The following is a 20,483-nucleotide window of genomic DNA, read 5'->3' on the forward strand; positions in this document are numbered from 1 at the left end:
GTAGGAGCGGCGTGAGCCGCGACCGCGACCTCTCACCAACGACGTAAGCGAGAAGTCGCGGTCGCGGCTCACGCCGCTCCTACAGGGGGCGTGTGTCGCTACGCGGTGACTTCGTCGGCTTGGCGTTGTTGCAACTCCCACATCTGCGCGTACACGCCGTTTTTCGCCAGCAACTGCGAATGGGTGCCTCGTTCGAGGATGCGGCCGGCGTCCATCACCAGGATCTGGTCGGCGTCCATCACCGTCGACAGCCGATGCGCGATCACCAGGGTGGTGCGACCGACCGCGAGCCGGTCGAGTTCGGACTGGATCGCGCGCTCGGATTTGGAATCCAGGGCCGAGGTGGCTTCGTCGAAGATCAGGATCGACGGGTTCTTGAGCAGGGCGCGCGCGATCGCAACGCGCTGTTTTTCGCCGCCCGACAATTTGAGCCCGCGTTCGCCGACCGGCGTGTCGTAGCCGTCGGGCAGGCCGACGATGAAGTCGTGGATGTGCGCTGCGCGCGCGGCGGCTTCAACCTGCGCGTCGTCGGCGTCCGGCCGGCCGTAGCGGATGTTGTAGCCGATGCTGTCGTTGAACAGCACGGTGTCCTGCGGAACGATGCCGATCGCGCCGCGCAGCGAGGACTGGGTCAACGCGCGCAGATCGTGGCCTTCGATCTCGATCGCGCCGGAGTCGACGTCGTAGAAGCGGTACAGCAGCCGTGCCAGGGTCGATTTGCCCGAGCCCGAATGGCCGACCACGGCCACGGTGGCGCCGGCCGGGATGTCGAAGTCGATGCCCTGCAGGATTTCGCGGCGCGGGTCGTAGCCGAAGCGCACGTTGAGGAACGCGACCCGCGGCCGCGCCGACGCCAAGGTCTGCGCATCGGGCGCGTCGCGCACGTCCTGGCGCTCGTCGAGCAGGCCGAACAGCCGCTCCATATTGGTCAGCGCCTGCTTCACCTCGCGATACATCATGCCGAGCATGAACAACGGCGCCGACAGCTGCAGCAGATAGGCGTTGACCAGGACCAGGTCGCCGACCGTCATCTCGCCGCGGGCCACGCCGCGCGCGGCCAGCCACATCATCGCGGTCACGCCGAGCGCGACCACCAGGCTCTGGCCGAGGTTGAGCACGGCCAGGGTCTTGATCGAGACGACCTGGGCGTTTTCCAACTGACGTAGATTGTCGTCGTAGCGCCGCGCTTCGTGGTCTTCGTTGTTGAAGTATTTGACCGTTTCGTAGTTGAGCAGCGAGTCGACCGCGCGTTCGTTGGCGTGGGTGTCGGCCTCGACCTGGGCGCGGTAATAACGCGTGCGCCACTCGGTCACCGCGAACGTCCACAGCCCGTAAAGCAGCAAGGTCGCGATCGCGATCGCGGCGAAACGCCAGTCGTAGATCCACACCAACACGGTGGTGACCATCGCCACTTCGAGCAGTACCGGAATGATGGTGTAGATGGTCCAGTCCAGCAGGTCGGCGATCGCGCTGCCGCCGCGCTCGACATCGCGTGCGACGCCGCCGGTGCGGCGGGCGAGGTGGAACTTCAGGCTCAGCCCGTGCAGATGCTTGAACACCTGCAGCGTCACCTGGCGCGAGGTGCGCGCCATCACCCGCGCGAACACGACTTGGCGCAGCTCGGTGAACAAGGTCACGCCGATGCGCGCGGCGCCGTAGGACAGCAACAGGCCGACCGGCAGCAGCAGCGGGGTCAGCGGCACGTTGAGGCGGTCGATGAGCTGCTTGAGCGCCATCGGCACGTACAGATTCAGCAGCTTGGCCGCGAACACCATCGCCAGGGCGATCGCGATCCGGCCCAGGTAAGGACGCAGGTACGGCGCGAGCGAGGTCAGCACCGACCAGTCGCCGCGGTGGCCGGCGGCGCGCGCGAGCGGCGTGACCTCGGCGGCGGAGTCGACGGCAGCGGCGGGCTCGGCGGCGGGTGGAACCCGCGGTGGCGTGGCGGACATGCGGTCCTTCGCGAAGCGGTTCGCGCGGTATCGGGGCAGGCGAGCATAGGACCTCAAGCCCGCTTCAGGTCAAGCCACGCGCGCGCGATGCGGAAAGTGCGGCCGGCCGTAGTCGAATGTGCCTGCCGGGCATGGCATTCTGCTCCGGTCCGCGCGGTAAGGACGCAGGCCGGCGCGGGTGCGCCACGGCGCTGCGGCCGCCCGCGCCCTTCCTGCAAGGAGCCCTTCAGGCATGAAAGCCTCATTCGTCGCCGTTTTGAGCCTGCTGTTGCTGGGCTTCAACGCCAGCGCCCAGAACCGGGCCAGCAAGCTGCCCTATCCGTTCATCGAGCCCGACGCGGGCGCCGACGAGCCGCTCGAGGTCCAGGCCTGTTTCCTGCTGTACGACATGAGCGCCGGCGAAATCCGCCGCACGCCGTCGCCGGCCTGCAAGCGCCGGGTCACGCCGGCGGCGACCTTCGATATTCCGCACGCCCTGGCCGGGCTCGACGGCAGCATCGTGCGCGCCGGCCAGCCGCTGGCCGGCAGCGGCACCCATTCGCTCGATACCGCGCTGATGTATTCGTCGACCGAGTACTTCCAGTTTATCGCCCAGCGTCTGGGCGAGACCCGCGAACGCGAGTACATGAACCGCTTCAACTACGGCAACGCCGACACCAGCAGCGGCGCCAACTTCTGGATGGGCGGATCGCTGCAGATTTCGCCGGACGAACAGATGCTGTTCCTGCGCCGCTTCTTCAGCGAGCAGTTGCCGGTCAACAAGCAGGCCATGGCCGACGTGCGCGCCGGCCTGCGGCAACCGCCGGGCGCCTTGATCGGCAATTACGGCGCGATCGGGATCGGGCGTTATCCCGCGCGCAACGACGTCTCGGTGGTCGCCAAGAGCGGCTCGGCGGTGATGGCCGGCAGCGAAGCGGTGCGCTGGCAGGTCGGCCAGATCACCCGCGGCACGCGTTCGTTCGTGTTCGTCAGCTGCGTGACCGGGCCGTTGAGCCTGCCCGAGGGCGCCGCGGCGACCTTCGCCGCGAACGAGCTGCGCGCCGCCAGCGTGCTGTGACCGCGGCGGCAGCGGCCTTCGCCGCTGTCGCATGCACTCGATTGCATATCCATCGCGCCGCGTCGCGCCACGCGCGCCGCGCGCGGCGTGCGCCTGCGTATCGCGCGCCGGACGCGCATAGCGGTGGCCGCGATGTTTCAGGCATGAATCGTATCTGCCCGCGGCAACACAGCATTCCAGCCCGAGCCGGCGCGGTTATGCGGTTTGGTGACGCGTTTCATGGACCTGTGGCGGTGGCAGCGGTTAACCCTGATCGCGCAGCCGCAGGCTGCGGCACAGGAACGGCCCGCAGCCTGGTGGACAACGCCTGGTCGGTTCGCGTCCGTGCCTCTTTCGACCTAACAGGAGGTTTAGTCATGGGTGCTTCCCGCCTCGATTTCGAAAAGACCGTGCTCGAAAAGCCGAAGTACATCCCCGCCACCGAAGCGCTGCGTATCAGCAGCGCCGCGTCCGGCGTGGACTTCAAGGTCGCGATGAACGAGCTCAATGCGCCGACCGCGCAGGAGCAGGCGTTCCTGGACGAGTTCGCAAAGTAAGCGCTGAATCCGCATGGCGCGCGCAGCGTCGCGCGCCATGCGTTCGCGCTCGTGCACCGCATGCACTTTGGCGAGGAACAAGGAATGATTCCGTACGAACGAGAGCGCAGCCTGGACGAGGCCAATCGCATCATCCATGCCTGCATCGCGCGGCGCGGCTGGAGCGCGGATACCGGTGAGTTCGGCCGTGGCCTGGTCACGATCAAGTGCGCCTTGCACGATGCGCAAGGGCGACTGCTCAGTCGCGGTTCCGGCAAGGGCGAGCCCGCCGCCTCGTTGACCGGCGCCTTGTACGAAGCGGTCGAGCACTATTACTGCCGCGCGTCCGCGCTGACCACCGCGCCGCGCTTCGTGCCCGCGCGCGAACTCGCCGACGACCCGCGCTGCGCCGGCTTGGCGTTCGCGTCCGAGTTCGCCGATCAATCGCAACGCCATCTGGCCTGCCGCCAGTACGCGTCGTATTCGGGCCGGGCCGATCTGGACGTGCCGTTGTTCATGGTGTTCCCCGATTATCCGCCCGCGCTCGAACTGCGCGATCCGCGCGACGATTTCGATTACCACAGCGCGACCCGCTACAGCTCCAACAGCGGCACCGCGATCGGCGCCAGTTTCGAGGAAGCCGCGTTGCACGGCATCGGCGAGATCGTCGAACGCGATGCGTGGGCGTTGTTCATGCTCGCGCACTACCTCGGCGCACCGGCGCGTTACGGCCGCCTGATCGAGCCTGCCTCGCTGCCGGCCGAGCTTGCGCGCATCCACGAGTTGGCGCAGCGTCGATTGGAGCGTCGGGTGTTGCTGATCGACGTGACCAGCGACCTGGCCTATCCGGCCTTCATCGCCACGACCCAGGAGCGATTGGCCGAGGAAATCGTGTTTCCGCACGGCTGCGGCGCATCGCCGTATGCCGCGCACGCGGCGACGCGCGCATTGACTGAGCTCACCCAGTGCGTGGACATCAAGGAAAACGCGCCGCATCTGGTCGAACTCGATCAGCTTGCATTGGATCTGCTGCTGGATTACCCCAAGCTGCGCGCCTGCGTGATGGGCGAGATCGACCCGCGACGCCTGCATCACGCCGACTGGGACTATCCACAGTTGCCGTGGCAACCGCCGAAGCAGTTGCTGTCGCAAGTAGTGGCCGACCTGGAAGCGCGCGGCATCGGCCTGTACCACGCGATCAATCACCAGGAAGGCGACGAGTTTTGCGTGGTCAGCAGCGTGTCGATGGAGCTGGAACGCTTCTTCCTCGCCAGCACCGGCCTGTTGATGGCGCCGGGCCGCCGTGGGCGCGAGTGTCTGGCGCGGCAGGCGTTGGCGGCGCAGACGCAGCGCGAACCGCAGCCCCAGGTGGCTTGACCGCCGCCTGATCGTCGCGCGGCGCGTCTGGATCACATCCCGGCGCGCAATTGCTCCCAATCCAGCCCGAACCGCGCCAGATACTTTCGCAGCCGGTCGGCGTCGTTGCTGCTGGCCTTCAGCGAACGCGACACCGCGAACAGCTCGCGCCCGGCCTGCGATAGGTTCTTCGCCTGCCGGCATACGCGCAGCACGTCGTCCAACTGCACCCGGTCGAAGCGATCGAGTTGCGCCGCGCGTTCGCCGAGCATCTCGTCGAGCAGCGATCGCTGCGCGCCCGCGCCATGCCATTGCCGGCGCAGGCGTTCGATTTCCTCGTCGACCAGATCCAGGCGAATGCGGCCGCCCTCGGCCAAGGTCGCCAGTCGCATCACCGACGCGCCCAGGTCGCGGAAGTTGCCGCCCCAGGTCGCTTCGCCGCTGCGCGCGAAGCTCAGATAACGTTCGCGCGCTTCACGGTTGAAGGTCACCCGCTGGCGATTTTCGCGTGAGTGACGTTCGAGTTCGAAATCCAGGTTCGGCTCGATGTCCTCGGCGCGCTCGGCCAGGCCGGGCAGGCGATAGGTCCACAGATTCAGGCGCGCGAGCAGGTCGTCGCGGAAGCGGCCTTCGTGCACCGCGACCTGCAGATCGCGGTTGGTGCCGGCGATCAACTGGAAATCGCTTTCGACTTCCTTGTCGCCGCCGACCGGCAGGAAGCGTTTTTCCTCCAGCGCGCGCAGCAGCATCGCCTGTTCGTCCTGGCCGAGTTCGCCGATTTCGTCGAGAAACAACAGGCCCTGGTGCGCCGAGCGCAGCAAGCCGGCGCGATCGGTCGAAGCACCGGTGTAGGCGCCCTTGATATGGCCGAACAAGGTGCTCATCGCACCGTCGCCGCGCAGGGTCGCGCAGTTCACTTCGACGAAGCGGCCGGGCAGCTGATGCTTCTGCTTCTTCAGTTCGAACACACGCCGCGCGAGCTGGCTCTTGCCGGCGCCGGTCGGGCCCATCAGCAGCATCGGCGACTTCGAGCGCGTGGCGACGGTCTCGATCTGCTCGATCATGCGGTTGAAGGCGGGATTGCGGGTGGCGATGCCGCTCTTGAGCAGGTCGCGATCGTGCAGCCGTTCTTGCGCGAAACGCTGGGCGATGCGGTCGTACCGCGACAGGTCCAGGTCGATCACCGCATACGTGCCCGGCGCCTCGCCGGTCTGTTTGCGCGGCGGTGCGGTCTGCAGCAGGCGTCCCGGAAACAATCGGCTTTCGGTCAACAGGAACCAGCAGATCTGGCTGACGTGGGTGCCAGTGGTGATGTGGACGTAGTAGTCCTCTTCCTCGGGCTGGAAGTCGTAGCCGCGCACGAAGTCGTGCAGCACGCCGTAGACGCTTTCGAAATCCCAGGGATCGGCGAGGAAGGTGTCGTGGCGCCGCACCTGGGTTTCCGGCGAGACCTGGGCCAGGTCCTGCGCGACCAGGTGGGCGAGCTTGCCGAAGCGGCGCTCGTCGACGATCAGCTCCAGGCGATGGAGCAGGAAGTCCTCGTGCATGCCCAGCGAGACGGTCGGCCGCCACTTTTCCCAGCGGCCCGGGCCGGAAGCGGCGTCGAGTTGGGTGCCGAGCATGCCGATGATGACTTGGCGCTTCATTGGGATATCTGTATGGATAAATTTATATCTGAAAGTATAGATATATCTCTATCGGGTTTCCGAGCTGTCGTCCCGATAACGATGGAAATATCTATTTATTCAATTGGTTAGCTATCGCGGCGAGAAGTTGGCACGGCGCTTGCTCTAGTACAGGCAAGTCCCAACCCGGAATGCCCCGATGGCCAACCTCAACCTCTTCGCTTCGACCCGCGGCCCGGCGCTGCCGGCGGCCACCTCGCGCAACGAGGCTGGTGGCCTGGCCTATTCGCGCCGCCCGGAGTCGGCGCTGGCGCTGTACGCCGCCACCGGCTGCTTGAACAACACCTACTACGCCAGCGCCGAGCAGCAGCTCGATCACGTGTTGAAGCTGTGCGCGCAGGTCGAGCCGGCGTTCGTCGCCAAGACCGCGATCTACACCCGCCAGCGCGGCCATATGAAGGACATGCCGGCGCTGTTGCTGGCCAGCCTGACCGGCCGCGACGGCGAGGCGTTCGAGCGCGCGTTCGGCCGGGTGATCGACAACGGCCGCATGCTGCGCAACTTCGTCCAGATCGTGCGCAGCGGGCAGGTCGGTCGCAAGTCGTTGGGCTCGCGTCCCAAGCGGCTGGTGCGGCAGTGGCTCGACCGCGCTTCGGTGGATCAGTTGTTGAACGCGGCGATCGGCAACCAGCCTTCGCTCGCCGACGTGATCAAGATGGTCCACCCGAAGCCGGCCGATGCCGAGCGCGCCGCGCTGTATGCATGGTTGATCGGCAAGCCGGTCGACGAGGCGGTGTTGCCGGCCAAGGTACGGGCGTACGAGGCGTTCAAGCGCTCGCAGTCGGCGATGATGCCGAAGCTGCCGATGCAGTACTTCAGCTCGTTGCCGTTGACCGCGTCGCATTGGATCCATCTGGCGCGGACGGTGTCGTGGCAGACGTTGCGCATGAACCTCAACACGTTCCAGCGTCATGGTGTGTTCAACGGCTCGAAGATGGTCGGGGAAATCGCCGAGCGCCTGCGCGACCGCGACGAAATCCGCAACGCCCGCGTGTTTCCGTACCAGTTGTTGAGCGCCTACCGCGCCGCCGCCGATTTGCCGGCGCCGATCGTGGAAGCCTTGCAGGACGCGATGGAGATCGCGACCCGCCAGGTGCCGGCGCTGGAAGGCGAGGTCGTGGTCGCGGTGGACGTGTCGGGTTCGATGGCTTCGCCGGTCACCGGCTACCGCAAGGGCGCGACCACCAAGATGCGTTGCGTCGACGTGGCGGCGCTGGTCGCGGCCTGCATCCAGCGCAACCACAAGGGCGCGCGGGTGATGCCGTTCGATACCGAGGTGCGCAAGCTGCGTTTGAACCCGCGCGACAGCGTGATGACCCAGGCGACGCAGTTGGCGGCGTTGTGCGGTGGCGGCACCGCGGTCAGCGCGCCGTTGGCGCAGTTGAATCGCGATAAGTCCCAGGTCGATTTGTTGGTGCTGGTGTCGGACAACGAAAGCTGGCGCGACACCCGCAATGGCGGCGCGACCGCGACCATGCGCGAGTGGGCGCAGATCAAGGCGCGTTGCCCGGATGCGCGGCTGGTCTGCATCGACTTGCAGCCGACCGCGACCAGCCAGACGGCCGAGTTGCCGGACGTGTTGCATATCGGCGGCTTCAGCGACGCGGTGTTCGACCTGTTGGCGGTGTACGCGGCGCAGGGCGGGGCGGCGGCGCGCTGGGTGGAGCGGATCGATTCGATCGCGCTGTAAGCGGTCATCGGTTGCAAGCGGCAACAGGACGGTGCCGCGCGGCGCAGGGACGCGCTGCGACGCGAACGAGGGATACGTTCGCGCGGACGGACCAGGACGGTCCGTCGGCCGCACGCGCCATGGAGGTGCGATGCGGTACAGGAAGGGCCGGCGGACAATAGGGTCCGCCGGCCGGCCCAGGTTTTTGGTTGGTCGATGTATTGCGAATGCTTGGCGAAACTACACTCTGAATGTCCAGGTCGCGGGTTCGAGTCCCGTCCGCCGCGAGGCGGTAGCTCAGTTGGTAGAGCAGGTAAACGTTTCGTCGTTTCTAGTCGCGATGCATCGATTTCTTAGAATTCACCGAATCCATCAGTTCGTCATTCCCGCGGACGCGGGAATCCAGTGCCTTTGCCGCTACCTGCACGAAAGTCGCTGGATATTCGGCTCCGCCGAAGTGAAGCGCAGCCCGCGTCCGCGGGAATGACGAACTGGAGGATTGCGAGGGGCGATCCTTGCAACGCTCCAACCGTTTTACCGCTGTATCGCGAATGCCTGTGGAACTACATTGACCTGTTGTCGCGGGTTCGATCCCCGCCCGTTGCGAGACGGTAGCTCAGTCGGTAGAGCGCAGAACGTTCCGCGTAAACCTGGTCGCGATACATCGGCTTTTGCTTCAAGCGCGTCACGATGCGAATGCCGGCGGAACTACAACCTTCCAAGTTCAATGTTCCGCTTTTTATTGGTCGCATCGTGCCGCGCCCCCTACCGCCGCGAGCGGTCGCCGTGCCCGGGCGCTGATCAGCGCTGGCCGCATGCGCCGCGACGCTGCATCCTTCACCTTCCCGCCGTCGAGGACCGACGGCGGGAGCGAGGGCCGCAAGGCCCGCAACACAGAGAGCAAGAGCATGAACGCCAATAACAATGCCGCCGTCCACTACGACGTGATCAACGATACGGGCTCGGTGCCGATCAAGCATTGGACCCGCGGCGTGCCGCTGGAAGACGAAGCGCGCCGCCAGTTGCAGAACATCGCCAAGCTGCCCTTCATCCACCGCTGGATCGCGGTGATGCCCGACGTGCATCTCGGCAAGGGCGCGACCGTGGGTTCGGTGGTGCCGACCGTGGGCGCGATCGTGCCGGCGGCGGTCGGCGTCGATATCGGCTGCGGCATGATCGCGGTGCGCACCACGTTGATGGCCGACGACCTGCCGGATCAGTTGGGCGAGGTGCGCGCGGGGATCGAAAAGGCCGTGCCGCACGGTCGCACCGTGGGCCGCGGACTGCGCGACAAGGGCGCCTGGGCGAACCCGCCCGAGGCCTCGCTGCAGCGCTGGTCGGGCCTGCACGAGGGCTTCGATCGCATCATCGCCAAGCATCCAAAGCTCGAGCGCAGCAATCACTTGAATCACCTGGGTACGCTCGGCACCGGCAATCACTTCGTCGAGGTCTGCCTGGACGAGGAGAATCGTGTGTGGTTCATGCTGCACTCGGGTTCGCGCGGGGTCGGCAACGCTATCGGCAGCCACTTCATCGAACTGGCCAAGCAGGACATGCGCCGCTGGATGATCAATCTGCCGGATCAGGACCTGGCCTATCTGCCCGAGGGTAGCGATCACTACAACGATTACGTGCACGCGGTCGAGTGGGCGCAGCAGTTCGCGCGCAGCAACCGCGAGATCATGATGAAGCATGTGGTCGACGCGGTGCGCACGGTGATCGCCAAGCCGTTCGAGGCCCAGGCCGAGGCGGTCAACTGTCACCACAACTACGTCAACCGCGAGCACCATTTCGGCAAGGACGTGCTGGTGACCCGCAAGGGCGCGGTGAGCGCGCGCAAGGGCGAGCTGGGCATCATTCCGGGCAGCATGGGCGCCAAGAGCTTCATCGTGCGCGGCCTCGGCAACGCCGACAGCTTCCACAGCTGCAGCCACGGCGCGGGCCGAGTGATGAGCCGCACCGAGGCCAAGAAGCGCATCAGCCTGGAGGATCACGCCAAGGCGACCGCGCACGTGGAATGCCGCAAGGATGCCGAGGTGGTCGACGAGTCGCCGGCCGCCTACAAGTCGATCGACGCGGTCATGGCCGCGCAGAGCGACCTGGTCGAAATCGTGCATACGCTGCGGCAGGTGGTGTGCGTCAAGGGCTGATGCCGTCGCGCGGATGAAGTTTGTCCGCGCGTGGGTCGGCGATACACACGGACGGTGTTGGCCGTTCGACGAAAGATTGGATAGACAAAGGAGTACGGGCGTCCGCAAGGCCGCCCGGAGTCATGGATCGCAAGATGGAATTGATCGAAATCAGCGGGATCGAGGGCGGCGGACAGCTGCTGCGTACCGCATTGAGTCTGAGCCTGTGCACCGGCACCGCGTTCGAGATGCAGCACATCCGCGCCAAGCGTTCGCGCCCGGGCTTGATGCGCCAGCACCTGACCGCGGTGGGCGCGGCGGCGCAGATCGGCTGCGCGCACGTCGACGGCGCGCAATTGGGCGCGACCACGCTGCGTTTCATCCCCGGCGCGGTCAATCCGGGGCGTTACCGTTTCTCGATCGGCACCGCCGGTTCGGCGACGTTGGTGATGCAGACGGTATTGCCGGCGCTGTGGTCGTGCGATGGGCCGTCCGAGGTGACCATCGAGGGCGGCACCCACAACCCGCTCGCGCCGTGCGCGGACTTCATCGCCGAGGCCTACCTGCCGGCGTTGCGGCGCATGGGCGTGGACACCGAATTCGCCTTGCTGCGTCACGGCTTCTTTCCGGCCGGCGGCGGCGCCTTGCAACTGCGGGTCGCGCCGAACGCATCACTGCAGTCGCACGCGTTCGATCAGCGCGATCCGGCGCCGCAACTGGACGCGACCGCATTGCTGTCGGCCTTGCACGACCAGATCGGCCAGCGCGAGTTGCAGGTCGTCGCCGAACGCCTGGGCCTCGCGCCCGAGCATCAGCACCTGCGTCGCGCCGCGCTCGCGCAGAGCCCGGGCAATGTGCTGATGCTGCGAGTGCAGGGCGAGCAGCAGCACACCGAGTTGTTCACGGCCTTGGGCGAGCGCGGCCTCAGCGCCGAGCAGGTCGCGATCGGCGTGGTCAAGCAGGTATCGGACTACCTGGCGTCGAGCGCCGCGGTCGGCGAGCACTTGTCCGATCAGTTGCTGTTGCCGATGGCGCTGGCCGGCGGCGGCGAGTTCACCACCGCGTTCATCAGCGATCACCTGTCGAGCAACGCGCGCCTGATCGAGAAGTTCCTGCCGGTGGAGATCGATTGGGTGCAGGTCGAGCGGAAGTGCTGGCGCGTTACGGTGCGTTCGTAACCGCGTGTTCGTAACCGTGCGTTCGTAACCGGGCCGTACCGCCGCAAACGTGGCGGTGCGGCTTTTTTTTATCGCGACCACTCCACCGCGCTCAGTAATCCGTCGGATTCGAACTGAAACTCCCCGGCACATTCACGCTCAAGCAGCCGCCGATCGGCAACACCACTTCGATCATCGAGACCGCGTTGCCGCCGATCGCGCCGCCGCTCGCCGGGCACGCGCCCGGGACCGAGCCGCTGCCGGCGCAGGTCCACGGGCCGCTCAGGGTCACGCCGGCGGGCAGCGGATCGCTGATGGTCACGTCGTTGGCCGGGTCGAGGCCGGCCTGGTTGCAGGCGTGTATGACTTAGATCGCGCTGCCGCCAGCGGGGATAGGTGTCGCCGCCGTCAGTCTTGCTGATGCGCAACCATTACAATGGCCGCGATGATCCCCACGCCCGCCATTCCCGCCGCTCAGTTGCGTCTGTCCGTTGCCCCGATGATGGACTGGACCGACTCGCACTGCCGCGTCTTCCACCGCACCCTGGCCCCGCATGCGCGGCTGTACACCGAGATGGTCCACGCCAACGCGGTCATCCACGGCGACCGGTCGCGGTTGCTGGCGATGGAGCCGGTCGAGCATCCGGTCGCATTGCAGCTCGGCGGCAGCGAGCCGGCCTTGCTGGCGCAGGCGGCGCGGATCGGCGCCGAGCGCGGGTTCGACGAGATCAATCTCAACTGCGGCTGCCCGTCCGACCGGGTCCAGGCCGGACGCTTCGGCGCCTGCCTGATGCGCGAACCGGCGCTGGTGGCGGCCTCGGTCGCGGCGATGGTCGAGGCCTGCGATGTGCCGGTCACGGTCAAATGCCGGCTCGGGGTCGACGACGATCACCGCTTCGAGGTGTTCCTGGCTTTCGTCGATGAAGTCGCCGCGGCCGGTTGCCGGATGTTCGTGGTGCACGCCCGCAACGCCTGGCTCAAGGGGCTGTCGCCGAAGGAAAACCGCGAGGTGCCGCCGCTGCGCTACGACTGGGCGTATCGGCTCAAGCTCGAACGCCCGGCGCTGCAGGTGATCGTCAATGGTGGCATCGCCACGCCGGAAGAAGCGACCTCGCATCTGCAACATACCGACGGCGCGATGCTCGGCCGCGCGGCGTATCACGAGCCTTATGTGCTGCATCGGCTGGACACGGCGTGGTTCGGCGGAGAGCTGCGCAGCCGCGCCGAACTGTTGCGCTCGCTGCGCCCTTACGTCGAAAACCAGCTCGAACGCGGCGTGTTCCTCAAGCACATCACCCGCCACATGCTCGGCCTGTTCCATGGCGAGCGCGGCGGCCGCGCGTTCCGGCAGGTCCTCAGCGAAGGCGCGCACAAGCCCGGCGCGGACTGGTCGCTGATCGAACAGGCGCTGGGGGTGACCGAGTCCTTCGCCGCGCGCGACGCCGCCTGAGCGGCTGCACTCACGCATGATCACCCGCGACCACGCCGCCTTCTTCGCCCACGCCCGCTCGCTGCCGGCCGATTTCGGCGCGGCGACCGCGCGCGCCGCGTTTCTGGTCGCGCCCGACGGCTTCGCCCGCGCCGAGCAATCGGCCGGCGACAACCGCTACATGGCCCAGGCCGACGAGTTCGACCCGGGCCGGGCCAGCGCCCAGCACCGCGAGCTGCAACGCGCCTTGTCGGCGGTGCTGCCGACGATCTGCTTCGCCGGCGATCCAGACACCCCGGACGCGCTGTTTCCGAACAACGTCTTCGCCACCAGCGCCGGCGCGGCCACCGGTCCGCGCTGCGTGATCGGGCGCATGCGCCACCCGGTGCGCCAGCGCGAGGCGGCCCGCGCCGACATCCGCGCCTTCTTCACCCAGGTGCTGGGCTACGCCGAAGTGGACCTGTCGACCCAGCCGCATCCGTGCGAACTCACCGGCGCGCTGGTGATCGATCGCGCCCGCGGGCTGGGCTACGCGGGTCTGTCGGAGCGCTGCGACGAGGCCGGCGCGCGGCTGATGCACGAGGCGCTGGGGCTGCGCGCGACCCTGCTGTTCGACCTGGCGCCGGGCGAATACCACACCAATGTGGTGCTGGCGGTGCTGGCCGGCCGCGCCGCGCTGGTGTGTCCGGGCGGATTCGCCGATGCTGGCGTGGCCGCGGCGATCGCCGGGTTCCATGCCCCGCACGGCTGGCTGCTGTCGGCCGCCGAGCACGCGGCGTTCGCGGCCAATTCGATCGCGCTGTCGGCGGACCAGGTCTGGATGAGCGCGGCGGCCGGGCGTTCGCTGACGGCCGCGACCCGGGCCGGATTGGCCGACGCCGGTTTCGCGCTGGCGACGGTCGAACTGGACGCGATCGAGGCCGGCGGCGGGTCGCTGCGTTGCTGTGTCGGTGAAATCTACTGATCGGGCCGACGATTGGCCCGGGCTTGAGCCCACGCTCGGGCCCGTTTCGACAGCGCCAACGTGTGATGGCGGTCGTACCGGCCTGAATGGCGGCTGGGACCGTGCGGAAAAGTTCAGATCGGATTCACCGCTACGTTTCGAAAATGCCTGCACATTGCGATTTACGCACTTTATTGTTCCGCTGGGGTCAACTTCGAAGTCATGAGCATCCGGTCCGCCCGCGTCCTGTCCTTGCTGCTGCTCGTCGCCTCCTCGGCGGCGATCGGCCAGGCCGTGGCGCAGCAGCAAGACGACGGCGGCCGGCCCTGGCGCGGCCACGACCGTCGCGAGGACCACCGCTCCCTGTCCGACGCGATCCGCCGGGTCGAGCGCGAAAGCGGCGGCGGCCAGGTGCTCAGCGCCGAACGCATCCCTTTTGACGGCCGTGACGTAAATCGGGTCAAAGTGGTCGATTCCAGTGGCCGGGTCCGTGTTTACATGGACGACCCCCAGCAGCGTGGGCGCCGCGACGACGATCGCCCTACACGCCGCGACGACAACGATAACGACTAACCTTCGCTCCGACGGTCCAAACGATCCGGTCGGACCGACTTCATCAAGGGAGTGCCCATGCGAATTCTGCTGGTCGAAGACGAAGCGCCTCTGCGCGAGACCCTGGCCGCGCGCTTGAAGCGCGAGGGCTTCGCGGTCGATGCCGCGCAAGACGGCGAGGAAGGCCTGTACATGGGCCGCGAGGTGCCGTTCGACCTGGGCATCATCGATCTGGGCCTGCCCAAGATGTCGGGCATGGAACTGATCAAGGCCCTGCGCGACGAGGGCAAGAAATTCCCGGTGTTGATCCTGACCGCGCGCTCGAGCTGGCAGGACAAGGTCGAGGGCCTCAAGCAGGGCGCCGACGATTACCTGGTCAAGCCGTTCCACGTCGAGGAACTGCTGGCGCGTCTCAACGCGCTGGTACGCCGCGCCGCGGGCTGGAGCAAGCCGACCCTGGAATGCGGCCCGGTGATGCTGGATCTGGCCGCGCAGACGGTCAGCGTCAACGGCACCAACGTCGACCTCACCAGCTACGAGTACAAGGTGCTGGAGTACCTGATGATGCACGCGGGCGAGTTGGTCTCGAAGGCCGACCTGACCGAGCACATCTATCAGCAGGACTTCGACCGCGACTCCAACGTGCTGGAAGTGTTCATCGGACGCCTGCGCAAGAAGCTCGATCCCGACGGCGCGCTCAAGCCGATCGAGACCGTGCGCGGTCGCGGCTACCGTTTCGCTATTCCGCGCAGCGGCGATTGATCCGGAGTACCTGACGGACCGTATGCGGCCCGCGTCTTTTCCTGATGCGGGCCGCGTTGCCCGCCCGATGCCGTGAGCTGGGGACAGCCGCGTTCGTTGCGCGCGCGCCAGTTGCTGGCCGCGAGCCTGGGCCTGTTGGCGTTTCTGGCCCTGGCCGGTTACGCGCTCGACCGCGCCTTCCTGGAAACCGCCGAGAGCAATCTCCGCCAGCGCCTGACCAGTTACGCGCTGGCCTACGCGGCCGACACCGATTTCGGCCGCGGCGGCGAAATCATCCCGCCCTACGATCCGCCGGACCCGCGTTTCGACCGGCCCGGCAGCGGCCTGTACGCCGAGGTCATCCTGCCCGACGGGCACTGGGATTCGATGTCGGCGCAAGGCCCGGTGTTGCCCGACGGCGGCATGCTCAAGCCCACCGAGGAAACCTTCGAAGGCCCGCTGCCGGTCACCGAAATCAGCGGCCGCACCGGCGAGGCCTACCGTTACGGGCGCGGCCTGATCTGGAGCGTCGACGGCGACGCCAAGGCCGAGTTCCAGTACACGATCTACATCCTCGAAGACACCAGCGCGCTGCGCCATCAGGTCGCGGTGTTCCGTCAGGCGTTGTGGCGTTACCTCGGCGGCGCCGGCGTGATCCTGCTGCTGTTGCAGGCCTTGATCATGCAGTGGAGCCTGCGTCCGCTCAAACGCGTGATCGAGGAACTCAAGCGCGTACAGCGCGGCCTGGCCTCGCGCATGAGCGAGCGCCATCCGCGCGAGCTCGAACCGCTGACCGAAAGCATCAACGCCTTCATCGAGAGCGAACGCGAAAATCTCGATCGCCAGCGCAACACCCTGGCCGATCTTGCCCACAGCCTGAAAACGCCGCTGGCGGTGCTGCACGCGCGCCTGGACGACGAGAACGGGCCGGTGCCGATCGATCCGGAATTGCGCGAAGACGTCAGCGTGCAATTGCGGCGCATGAACGATCTGGTGTCGTACCAGCTCGCGCGCGCCGCGTCGGGCGGGCATGCGCTGTTCGCCGCGCCGATCGCGATCGAATCGCATGCCGAGGAAATCGTGCGCGGCCTGGAAAAGGTCTATGCCTCGAAGGGCGTGCTGTGCGAGTTCGATCTCGCCGACGGCGTGCAGTTCCACGGCGAACCCGGCGACTTGCAGGAACTGCTCGGCAATCTGCTGGAAAACGCGTTCAAATGGGCGAATTCGCGGGTGCTGCTGACGGTCCAGCCCGGCGAGACCGCGGCCAATCGCCGGCCCGGTCTGCTGCTCGCGGTCGACGACGACGGCCCCGGCATTCCGCCCGACAAGGTTGCATCGATTCTGCAGCGCGGCGTGCGCGGCGACGAACGTGTGCACGGCCACGGCATCGGCCTGGCGATCGTGCAGGATCTGGTGCGCGGCTACCGCGGCACCCTGGATGTCACGCCGTCGGAGGAACTGGGCGGGACGCGGTTCGAAGTGAAGTTGCCGCCTGGGTTGTAAGCCCGGGTTGTACGATGTTTTCGGCGATGTGCGTTTGCTGTGCGCGCAGGATCGTCGACCCGCGACTCATGACGTTTCTATGGGGAAGACGCTTCAGATCCGACGCTTTTCGCTCGGATCGCCGCGGACTTTCGAGCGAGTCGAAAGTAAAGCGTCGCGGCTGAAACCTCTCTCAAAAAACCTTCGTTTTCGCGACGATTGTTCGCGCCGATACCACCGTGCGAATCGAAGCGACTGCGTTCAGGCGAACGGCGAAGGCCCGTAGAACCGGGTCAAGTGCGCGGCCACCCGTGGCATGCGCGCCAGCAACGCGTCGGGATTGCTGAAATGGCATTCGCTGACGACGGCGAAGAATTCCTCCGGCGCGTCGGCCGCGGTGATGCGGATGCCGTGCAGGTAGCCGGCGTCTTCGTCGTCGTTCGCCGGGCGATCCGGGTCTTCGTCCTCGGCATCGAGCAAGGCATCGACCTCGTCGCCGAAATCCTCGTAAGCCGCCTGGAAATCGCGCGCCCATTCGAGCTGCCACTCGCGCGGCAGCGGCGGCGTGCCGTCGACTAACCCGTCGAGAAAATCCAGCTTGTGCGCCATTTCGTGGACCACGACCATGTCGCCGCGATGCGGCGCCGCGCATTCGGCGGCGACGTCGGCCCAGGACACGATCAGCACGCCGTTGTCGTGCGACTCGCCGCTGATTTCCTCGTGCCACTCGTGCTGCACGTGGTTTTCGTCGAAGTCGACCAGCTTGACCCGGAATTCGTCGGGATAGACCAGCATCTGCGACCAGCCGTGCAGGCCTTCGGCGCCGAATTCGAGCAAGGACAGGCAGCACATCGCTGCCAGCATGCAGTGCTGGACTTCGTCCAGATGCAGGCCCTGCACCGGGGTGACCGTCTTCTCATGCAGGAAGCGCGCACTCAGTTCGCGCAGCCGCTGTTGTCGCGACGCATCCAGTGCGTGCGCCCACGGCAAGGCGGCGACGGTGATGCGCCACAGTTCGTCGTCGATGGATGGGGCGGGGCGCCGCAGACGGCGCAGGAACTCGAACAAGGTGCGGCGGCCTAGACGATCAGTGGAGCGATCCGATCAGCGGAACATGCCCGGCAGGAAGTTGTGCCAGCGCGGCGACTGCAGCCGGTTGTTGCTGTCCGAATCGCTGTGCATGCTCGGCTTGGCCTTGGTGTCGCGCGCGGTCGGCGGCGGCGCGCTGGTGCGCGCGGCGGGACGGTCGGCGGCGGTCTTCTGCGAGGCCGAGCAGGCATCGGCCTGGCTGAGCTTGTTGACCTCGCGCGCACTCGCCTCCGCGACGACCAGGACACTGGCGAGAGCGAGCAGCAGGCAGGTGCAGATCCGTAACATGGCGGAATCCTTGGAGGTCGGCCCGGCGATGCGCCCGGACCATTGCCGACTATAGCGCGAAACCGTTACCGAATCCGGCCGTTCGGCCGGATGGCTGCCACACGCACCCGGCCGTTCGGCCGGATGGCTGTCACACGCACCCGGCCGTTCGGTCGGATCGCCGCCAAGTGCGCCTGGCCGTTCGACGGAACCGTTGCTTGTGCGCCGCAACAAGCGTCCGAGCGGGTTTGCGCCAGACTGGCTCCATGCCCAACGCCCGCCTGCCGCTGACCGCGCCTGCCCTGCGCCGGGCCTTGATCTCCGGCGCGCGCCGGGTCATCGCCGGCCGCGACCTGCTCAATCGGATCAACGTGTTCCCGGTCGCCGACGGCGATACCGGCAACAACCTCGCGCATACCCTCGGCAGTCTGCTGAACGGGGCGCTGAGCCGACGCAGCCGCCATATCGGCGAGCTGCTCAAGCGCATCGGCGACGACGCCATCGACGGCGCGCGCGGCAATTCCGGGGCGATCCTGGCCCAGTTCCTGCACGGCGTGGCCGAACACGCGCGCGCCCAGCCCGAACTGGACGCGACCACCCTGGCCGCGTCGGTGCGCCATGGCGCGGCCAACGCCCGCGCCGCGCTGGCGCATCCGGTCGAGGGCACCATCCTGAGTGTCATCAACGCCTTCGCCGATGCGCTGGAGGAAGCCGCGGCGGCCAGCGCCGACGGCGACCCGCGCCCGGGCTTCATCAGCGCGCTGGCGCGGGCGCGCGCGGCGCTGGCGTATACGCCGCAGCAGATGGCGCTGCTGCAAAAGGCCGGAGTGGTCGATGCCGGCGCGCAAGGTTTCGTCGACCTGCTCGAAGGCATCGCCGAATTCGTCGACGGCGGCCCGCGCGCATTGCGCATGCACGGCGCCGGCATCGCCGCGAACGAGGGCTGCGGCGGCCATGCGCACGCCGCCGATCACGCTGATCTGGCGATTCCCGCTTTGCACGAAACGGTCGATCCGCTGCGGCGTTGGTGCAGCGAATGCCTGCTGGTCGGCGAGGGCCTGCAACGCGATCGGCTGCGCGAAGCACTGGAAGCGATCGGCGCCGATTCGCTGGTGCTGGCCGGCGGCGCCACCCGCATGCGCGTGCATGCCCACGTCGGCGCCCCGCAGACGCTGTTCGACGCGTGCGCGCGGTTCGGCGCGGTCGAGGGCATGAAAGCCGACGACATGCTCGCGCAGCAGCGCAGCATCGAACGCGTGCAACGCGTCGCCGTGGTCACCGACAGCGCCGCCGACCTGCCCGAGGAACTGGCCGAGCATTACGGCGTGCACGTGGTGCCGGTGCGGGTGTCGATCGATGGCCGCGATTACCTCGACAAGACCGGTCTGGCGACCGCCGAGTTCTACCGGCGCATGGCGGTCAGCGCGGACCTGCCGCGCACCAGCCAGCCGCCGCCGGGCGATTTCCGCCGGGCCTTCGAATTCCTGCTGGGCCATCGCGCTCAGGTCCTGTACGTGGGGTTGTCGCGGGCGGTGTCGGGCACCTTGCAGTCGGGCGAACAGGCCGCCGTCCGCGCCGACGACAGCGGTTCGCGCCGGGTCCAGGTGTTCGACACCTTCAACGCCGCCGGTGGCCAGGCGCTGCTGGCTTGGCGTGCGGCCGAGCTGGCCGCCGACGGGATCGAACTGGCGGCGATCGTGGCCGAACTCGAACGGCTGCGGCCGTTGACCCTGACCTGGGCGCTGGCGCGCGACATCTCGCATGCGGTGCGCGGCGGCCGGATTCCGCCGTGGGCGGTGCCGCTGGTGCGGTTCACCGGCTTGACCCCGATCGCGAAGATCAAGCCCGAGGGCCGGTTGGGCGTCAGCGGCGGGGTGTTCGCCAAGGCGGGCGCGCCGGAAGCGTTCGCGCGCTACATCGCCCGGCGCGCGCCGCGCGGCCAGCGCTGGCGCGCGATCGTCGGCCATTGCGACGCGCGCGCGGACGGCGAACGCCTGCTCGAAGCGCTGCGGCGGCGGCTGGACCTGGAACAGGCCTGGCTGGTCGAGACCGGCCCGGCGCTGGGCGCGCATGCGGGGCGCGGCGCGTTGCTGGTGTCGTTGCAGCCGGTGCCCGGGGCGGTTTGAGGATGGCGTCGAACAGCGCGCGGTACCGCCGCCGCATGGCCTACCTGTAGGAGCGGCGCGAGCCGCGACCGCGCCAGTGCGGCTACGGCGCAGGTCCCCGCAGCCGGCGTCGTTGCCGAAGTTTCGCGGTCGCAGCTTACGCAGCTCCTACAGTCGGATACGGGGCTGCCGTCGGTGTCGGCCGCGACACGCAGCCGACTTCGCATGGCCTACCTGTAGGAGCGGCGCGAGCCGCGACCGCGCCAGTGTGGCTGCGGCGCAGGTCCCCGCAGCCGGCGTCGTTGCCGAAGTTTCGCGGTCGCAGCTTACGCAGCTCCTACAGTCGGATACGGGG

Annotated in this window: 17 protein-coding genes; 12 read left to right on the plus strand and 5 right to left on the minus strand. The window is 67.5% G+C overall.

The annotated features are described in order from the left end of the window. Positions 1 to 98 precede the first annotated feature (98 nt). Positions 99 to 1,952 carry an ABCB family ABC transporter ATP-binding protein/permease gene (locus AC3A4T_RS10730; protein ID WP_487675386.1) on the minus strand — a complete coding sequence of 618 codons (1,854 nt, stop codon included), beginning with the start codon at positions 1,950 to 1,952 and terminating at the stop codon, positions 99 to 101. A gap of 232 nt (positions 1,953 to 2,184) precedes the next feature. On the opposite strand from AC3A4T_RS10730, the gene AC3A4T_RS10735 reads away from it, so the two are divergent. The 3 genes from AC3A4T_RS10735 to AC3A4T_RS10745 all read left to right on the plus strand — a co-directional run bounded on the left by AC3A4T_RS10735 (position 2,185) and on the right by AC3A4T_RS10745 (position 4,901). Continuing rightward, complete coding sequence (locus AC3A4T_RS10735; protein WP_487675387.1) at positions 2,185 to 3,009, plus strand: penicillin-binding transpeptidase domain-containing protein; 825 nt, start codon at positions 2,185 to 2,187, stop codon at positions 3,007 to 3,009. Between the two features lie 143 nt (positions 3,010 to 3,152). Then, positions 3,153 to 3,545: a hypothetical protein gene (locus AC3A4T_RS10740; protein ID WP_487675388.1), complete on the plus strand. Its 393-nt coding sequence runs from the start codon at positions 3,153 to 3,155 to the stop codon at positions 3,543 to 3,545. An 84-nt stretch (positions 3,546 to 3,629) separates the two neighbouring features. Next, positions 3,630 to 4,901 carry a YcaO-like family protein gene (locus AC3A4T_RS10745; protein ID WP_487675389.1) on the plus strand — a complete coding sequence of 424 codons (1,272 nt, stop codon included), beginning with the start codon at positions 3,630 to 3,632 and terminating at the stop codon, positions 4,899 to 4,901. Between the two features lie 32 nt (positions 4,902 to 4,933). On the opposite strand, the gene rtcR is transcribed toward AC3A4T_RS10745, so the two are convergent. Continuing rightward, a complete protein-coding gene (rtcR, locus tag AC3A4T_RS10750) occupies positions 4,934 to 6,526 on the minus strand; it encodes an RNA repair transcriptional activator RtcR (protein WP_487675390.1) in 1,593 nt (530 codons plus the stop codon). 178 nt (positions 6,527 to 6,704) lie between these two features. On the opposite strand from rtcR, the gene AC3A4T_RS10755 reads away from it, so the two are divergent. From AC3A4T_RS10755 to rtcA, 3 genes are all read left to right on the plus strand, one after another. Next, positions 6,705 to 8,255, plus strand: coding sequence for a TROVE domain-containing protein (locus AC3A4T_RS10755; protein WP_487675391.1), 1,551 nt, complete (start codon positions 6,705 to 6,707; stop codon positions 8,253 to 8,255). 887 nt (positions 8,256 to 9,142) lie between these two features. Further along, positions 9,143 to 10,384 carry an RtcB family protein gene (locus tag AC3A4T_RS10760; RefSeq protein ID WP_487675392.1) on the plus strand — a complete coding sequence of 414 codons (1,242 nt, stop codon included), beginning with the start codon at positions 9,143 to 9,145 and terminating at the stop codon, positions 10,382 to 10,384. A 134-nt stretch (positions 10,385 to 10,518) separates the two neighbouring features. Beyond that, positions 10,519 to 11,541, plus strand: a complete 1,023-nt coding sequence (rtcA, locus tag AC3A4T_RS10765) for an RNA 3'-terminal phosphate cyclase (RefSeq protein WP_487675393.1) — start codon at positions 10,519 to 10,521, stop codon at positions 11,539 to 11,541. Between the two features lie 91 nt (positions 11,542 to 11,632). On the opposite strand, the gene AC3A4T_RS10770 is transcribed toward rtcA, so the two are convergent. Next, complete coding sequence (locus tag AC3A4T_RS10770) at positions 11,633 to 11,842, minus strand: hypothetical protein (RefSeq protein ID WP_487675394.1); 210 nt, start codon at positions 11,840 to 11,842, stop codon at positions 11,633 to 11,635. Between the two features lie 123 nt (positions 11,843 to 11,965). Here AC3A4T_RS10770 and dusA point away from each other — a divergent pair, with 123 nt between their 5' ends. The 5 genes from dusA (at position 11,966) to AC3A4T_RS10795 (ending at position 16,688) form a co-directional block, all read left to right on the plus strand. Then, positions 11,966 to 12,970 carry a tRNA dihydrouridine(20/20a) synthase DusA gene (dusA, locus tag AC3A4T_RS10775; protein ID WP_487675395.1) on the plus strand — a complete coding sequence of 335 codons (1,005 nt, stop codon included), beginning with the start codon at positions 11,966 to 11,968 and terminating at the stop codon, positions 12,968 to 12,970. A gap of 16 nt (positions 12,971 to 12,986) precedes the next feature. After that, entirely contained in the window at positions 12,987 to 13,913 is a 927-nt protein-coding gene (locus AC3A4T_RS10780) for an arginine deiminase-related protein (protein ID WP_487675396.1), read from the plus strand. A gap of 201 nt (positions 13,914 to 14,114) precedes the next feature. Continuing rightward, on the plus strand, positions 14,115 to 14,465 hold the full coding sequence (locus AC3A4T_RS10785; protein ID WP_487675397.1) for a hypothetical protein: 351 nt from the start codon (positions 14,115 to 14,117) through the stop codon (positions 14,463 to 14,465). Between the two features lie 57 nt (positions 14,466 to 14,522). Beyond that, positions 14,523 to 15,206 (plus strand): response regulator transcription factor, encoded by a 684-nt coding sequence (locus AC3A4T_RS10790; RefSeq protein WP_036106626.1) that lies wholly within the window; start codon positions 14,523 to 14,525, stop codon positions 15,204 to 15,206. Between the two features lie 72 nt (positions 15,207 to 15,278). Further along, on the plus strand, positions 15,279 to 16,688 hold the full coding sequence (locus AC3A4T_RS10795; RefSeq protein WP_056106093.1) for an ATP-binding protein: 1,410 nt from the start codon (positions 15,279 to 15,281) through the stop codon (positions 16,686 to 16,688). 240 nt (positions 16,689 to 16,928) lie between these two features. On the opposite strand, the gene AC3A4T_RS10800 is transcribed toward AC3A4T_RS10795, so the two are convergent. Both AC3A4T_RS10800 and AC3A4T_RS10805 read right to left on the minus strand, forming a co-directional pair. Beyond that, positions 16,929 to 17,735 carry a M90 family metallopeptidase gene (locus AC3A4T_RS10800; RefSeq protein ID WP_487675398.1) on the minus strand — a complete coding sequence of 269 codons (807 nt, stop codon included), beginning with the start codon at positions 17,733 to 17,735 and terminating at the stop codon, positions 16,929 to 16,931. Positions 17,736 to 17,771: 36 nt separating this feature from the next. Continuing rightward, positions 17,772 to 18,044 carry a hypothetical protein gene (locus AC3A4T_RS10805; protein WP_487675399.1) on the minus strand — a complete coding sequence of 91 codons (273 nt, stop codon included), beginning with the start codon at positions 18,042 to 18,044 and terminating at the stop codon, positions 17,772 to 17,774. A 245-nt stretch (positions 18,045 to 18,289) separates the two neighbouring features. Here AC3A4T_RS10805 and AC3A4T_RS10810 point away from each other — a divergent pair, with 245 nt between their 5' ends. After that, on the plus strand, positions 18,290 to 20,149 hold the full coding sequence (locus AC3A4T_RS10810; protein WP_487675400.1) for a DegV family protein: 1,860 nt from the start codon (positions 18,290 to 18,292) through the stop codon (positions 20,147 to 20,149). Positions 20,150 to 20,483: the final 334 nt, after the last annotated feature.

Source organism: Lysobacter sp. Soil_N_51 (assembly GCF_057655755.1).

What these genes read in the sequence shown, in the direction of transcription:
- AC3A4T_RS10730 (WP_487675386.1), bottom strand. Translation starts at nt 1,952, where the DNA reads ATGTCCGCCACGCCACCGCGGGTTCCACCCGCCGCCGAGCCCGCCGCT.
- AC3A4T_RS10735 (WP_487675387.1), top strand. Translation starts at nt 2,185, where the DNA reads ATGAAAGCCTCATTCGTCGCCGTTTTGAGCCTGCTGTTGCTGGGCTTC.
- AC3A4T_RS10740 (WP_487675388.1), top strand. Translation starts at nt 3,153, where the DNA reads ATGAATCGTATCTGCCCGCGGCAACACAGCATTCCAGCCCGAGCCGGC.
- AC3A4T_RS10745 (WP_487675389.1), top strand. Translation starts at nt 3,630, where the DNA reads ATGATTCCGTACGAACGAGAGCGCAGCCTGGACGAGGCCAATCGCATC.
- rtcR (WP_487675390.1), bottom strand. Translation starts at nt 6,526, where the DNA reads ATGAAGCGCCAAGTCATCATCGGCATGCTCGGCACCCAACTCGACGCC.
- AC3A4T_RS10755 (WP_487675391.1), top strand. Translation starts at nt 6,705, where the DNA reads ATGGCCAACCTCAACCTCTTCGCTTCGACCCGCGGCCCGGCGCTGCCG.
- AC3A4T_RS10760 (WP_487675392.1), top strand. Translation starts at nt 9,143, where the DNA reads ATGAACGCCAATAACAATGCCGCCGTCCACTACGACGTGATCAACGAT.
- rtcA (WP_487675393.1), top strand. Translation starts at nt 10,519, where the DNA reads ATGGAATTGATCGAAATCAGCGGGATCGAGGGCGGCGGACAGCTGCTG.
- dusA (WP_487675395.1), top strand. Translation starts at nt 11,966, where the DNA reads ATGATCCCCACGCCCGCCATTCCCGCCGCTCAGTTGCGTCTGTCCGTT.
- AC3A4T_RS10780 (WP_487675396.1), top strand. Translation starts at nt 12,987, where the DNA reads ATGATCACCCGCGACCACGCCGCCTTCTTCGCCCACGCCCGCTCGCTG.
- AC3A4T_RS10785 (WP_487675397.1), top strand. Translation starts at nt 14,115, where the DNA reads ATGAGCATCCGGTCCGCCCGCGTCCTGTCCTTGCTGCTGCTCGTCGCC.
- AC3A4T_RS10790 (WP_036106626.1), top strand. Translation starts at nt 14,523, where the DNA reads ATGCGAATTCTGCTGGTCGAAGACGAAGCGCCTCTGCGCGAGACCCTG.
- AC3A4T_RS10805 (WP_487675399.1), bottom strand. Translation starts at nt 18,044, where the DNA reads ATGTTACGGATCTGCACCTGCCTGCTGCTCGCTCTCGCCAGTGTCCTG.
- AC3A4T_RS10810 (WP_487675400.1), top strand. Translation starts at nt 18,290, where the DNA reads ATGCCCAACGCCCGCCTGCCGCTGACCGCGCCTGCCCTGCGCCGGGCC.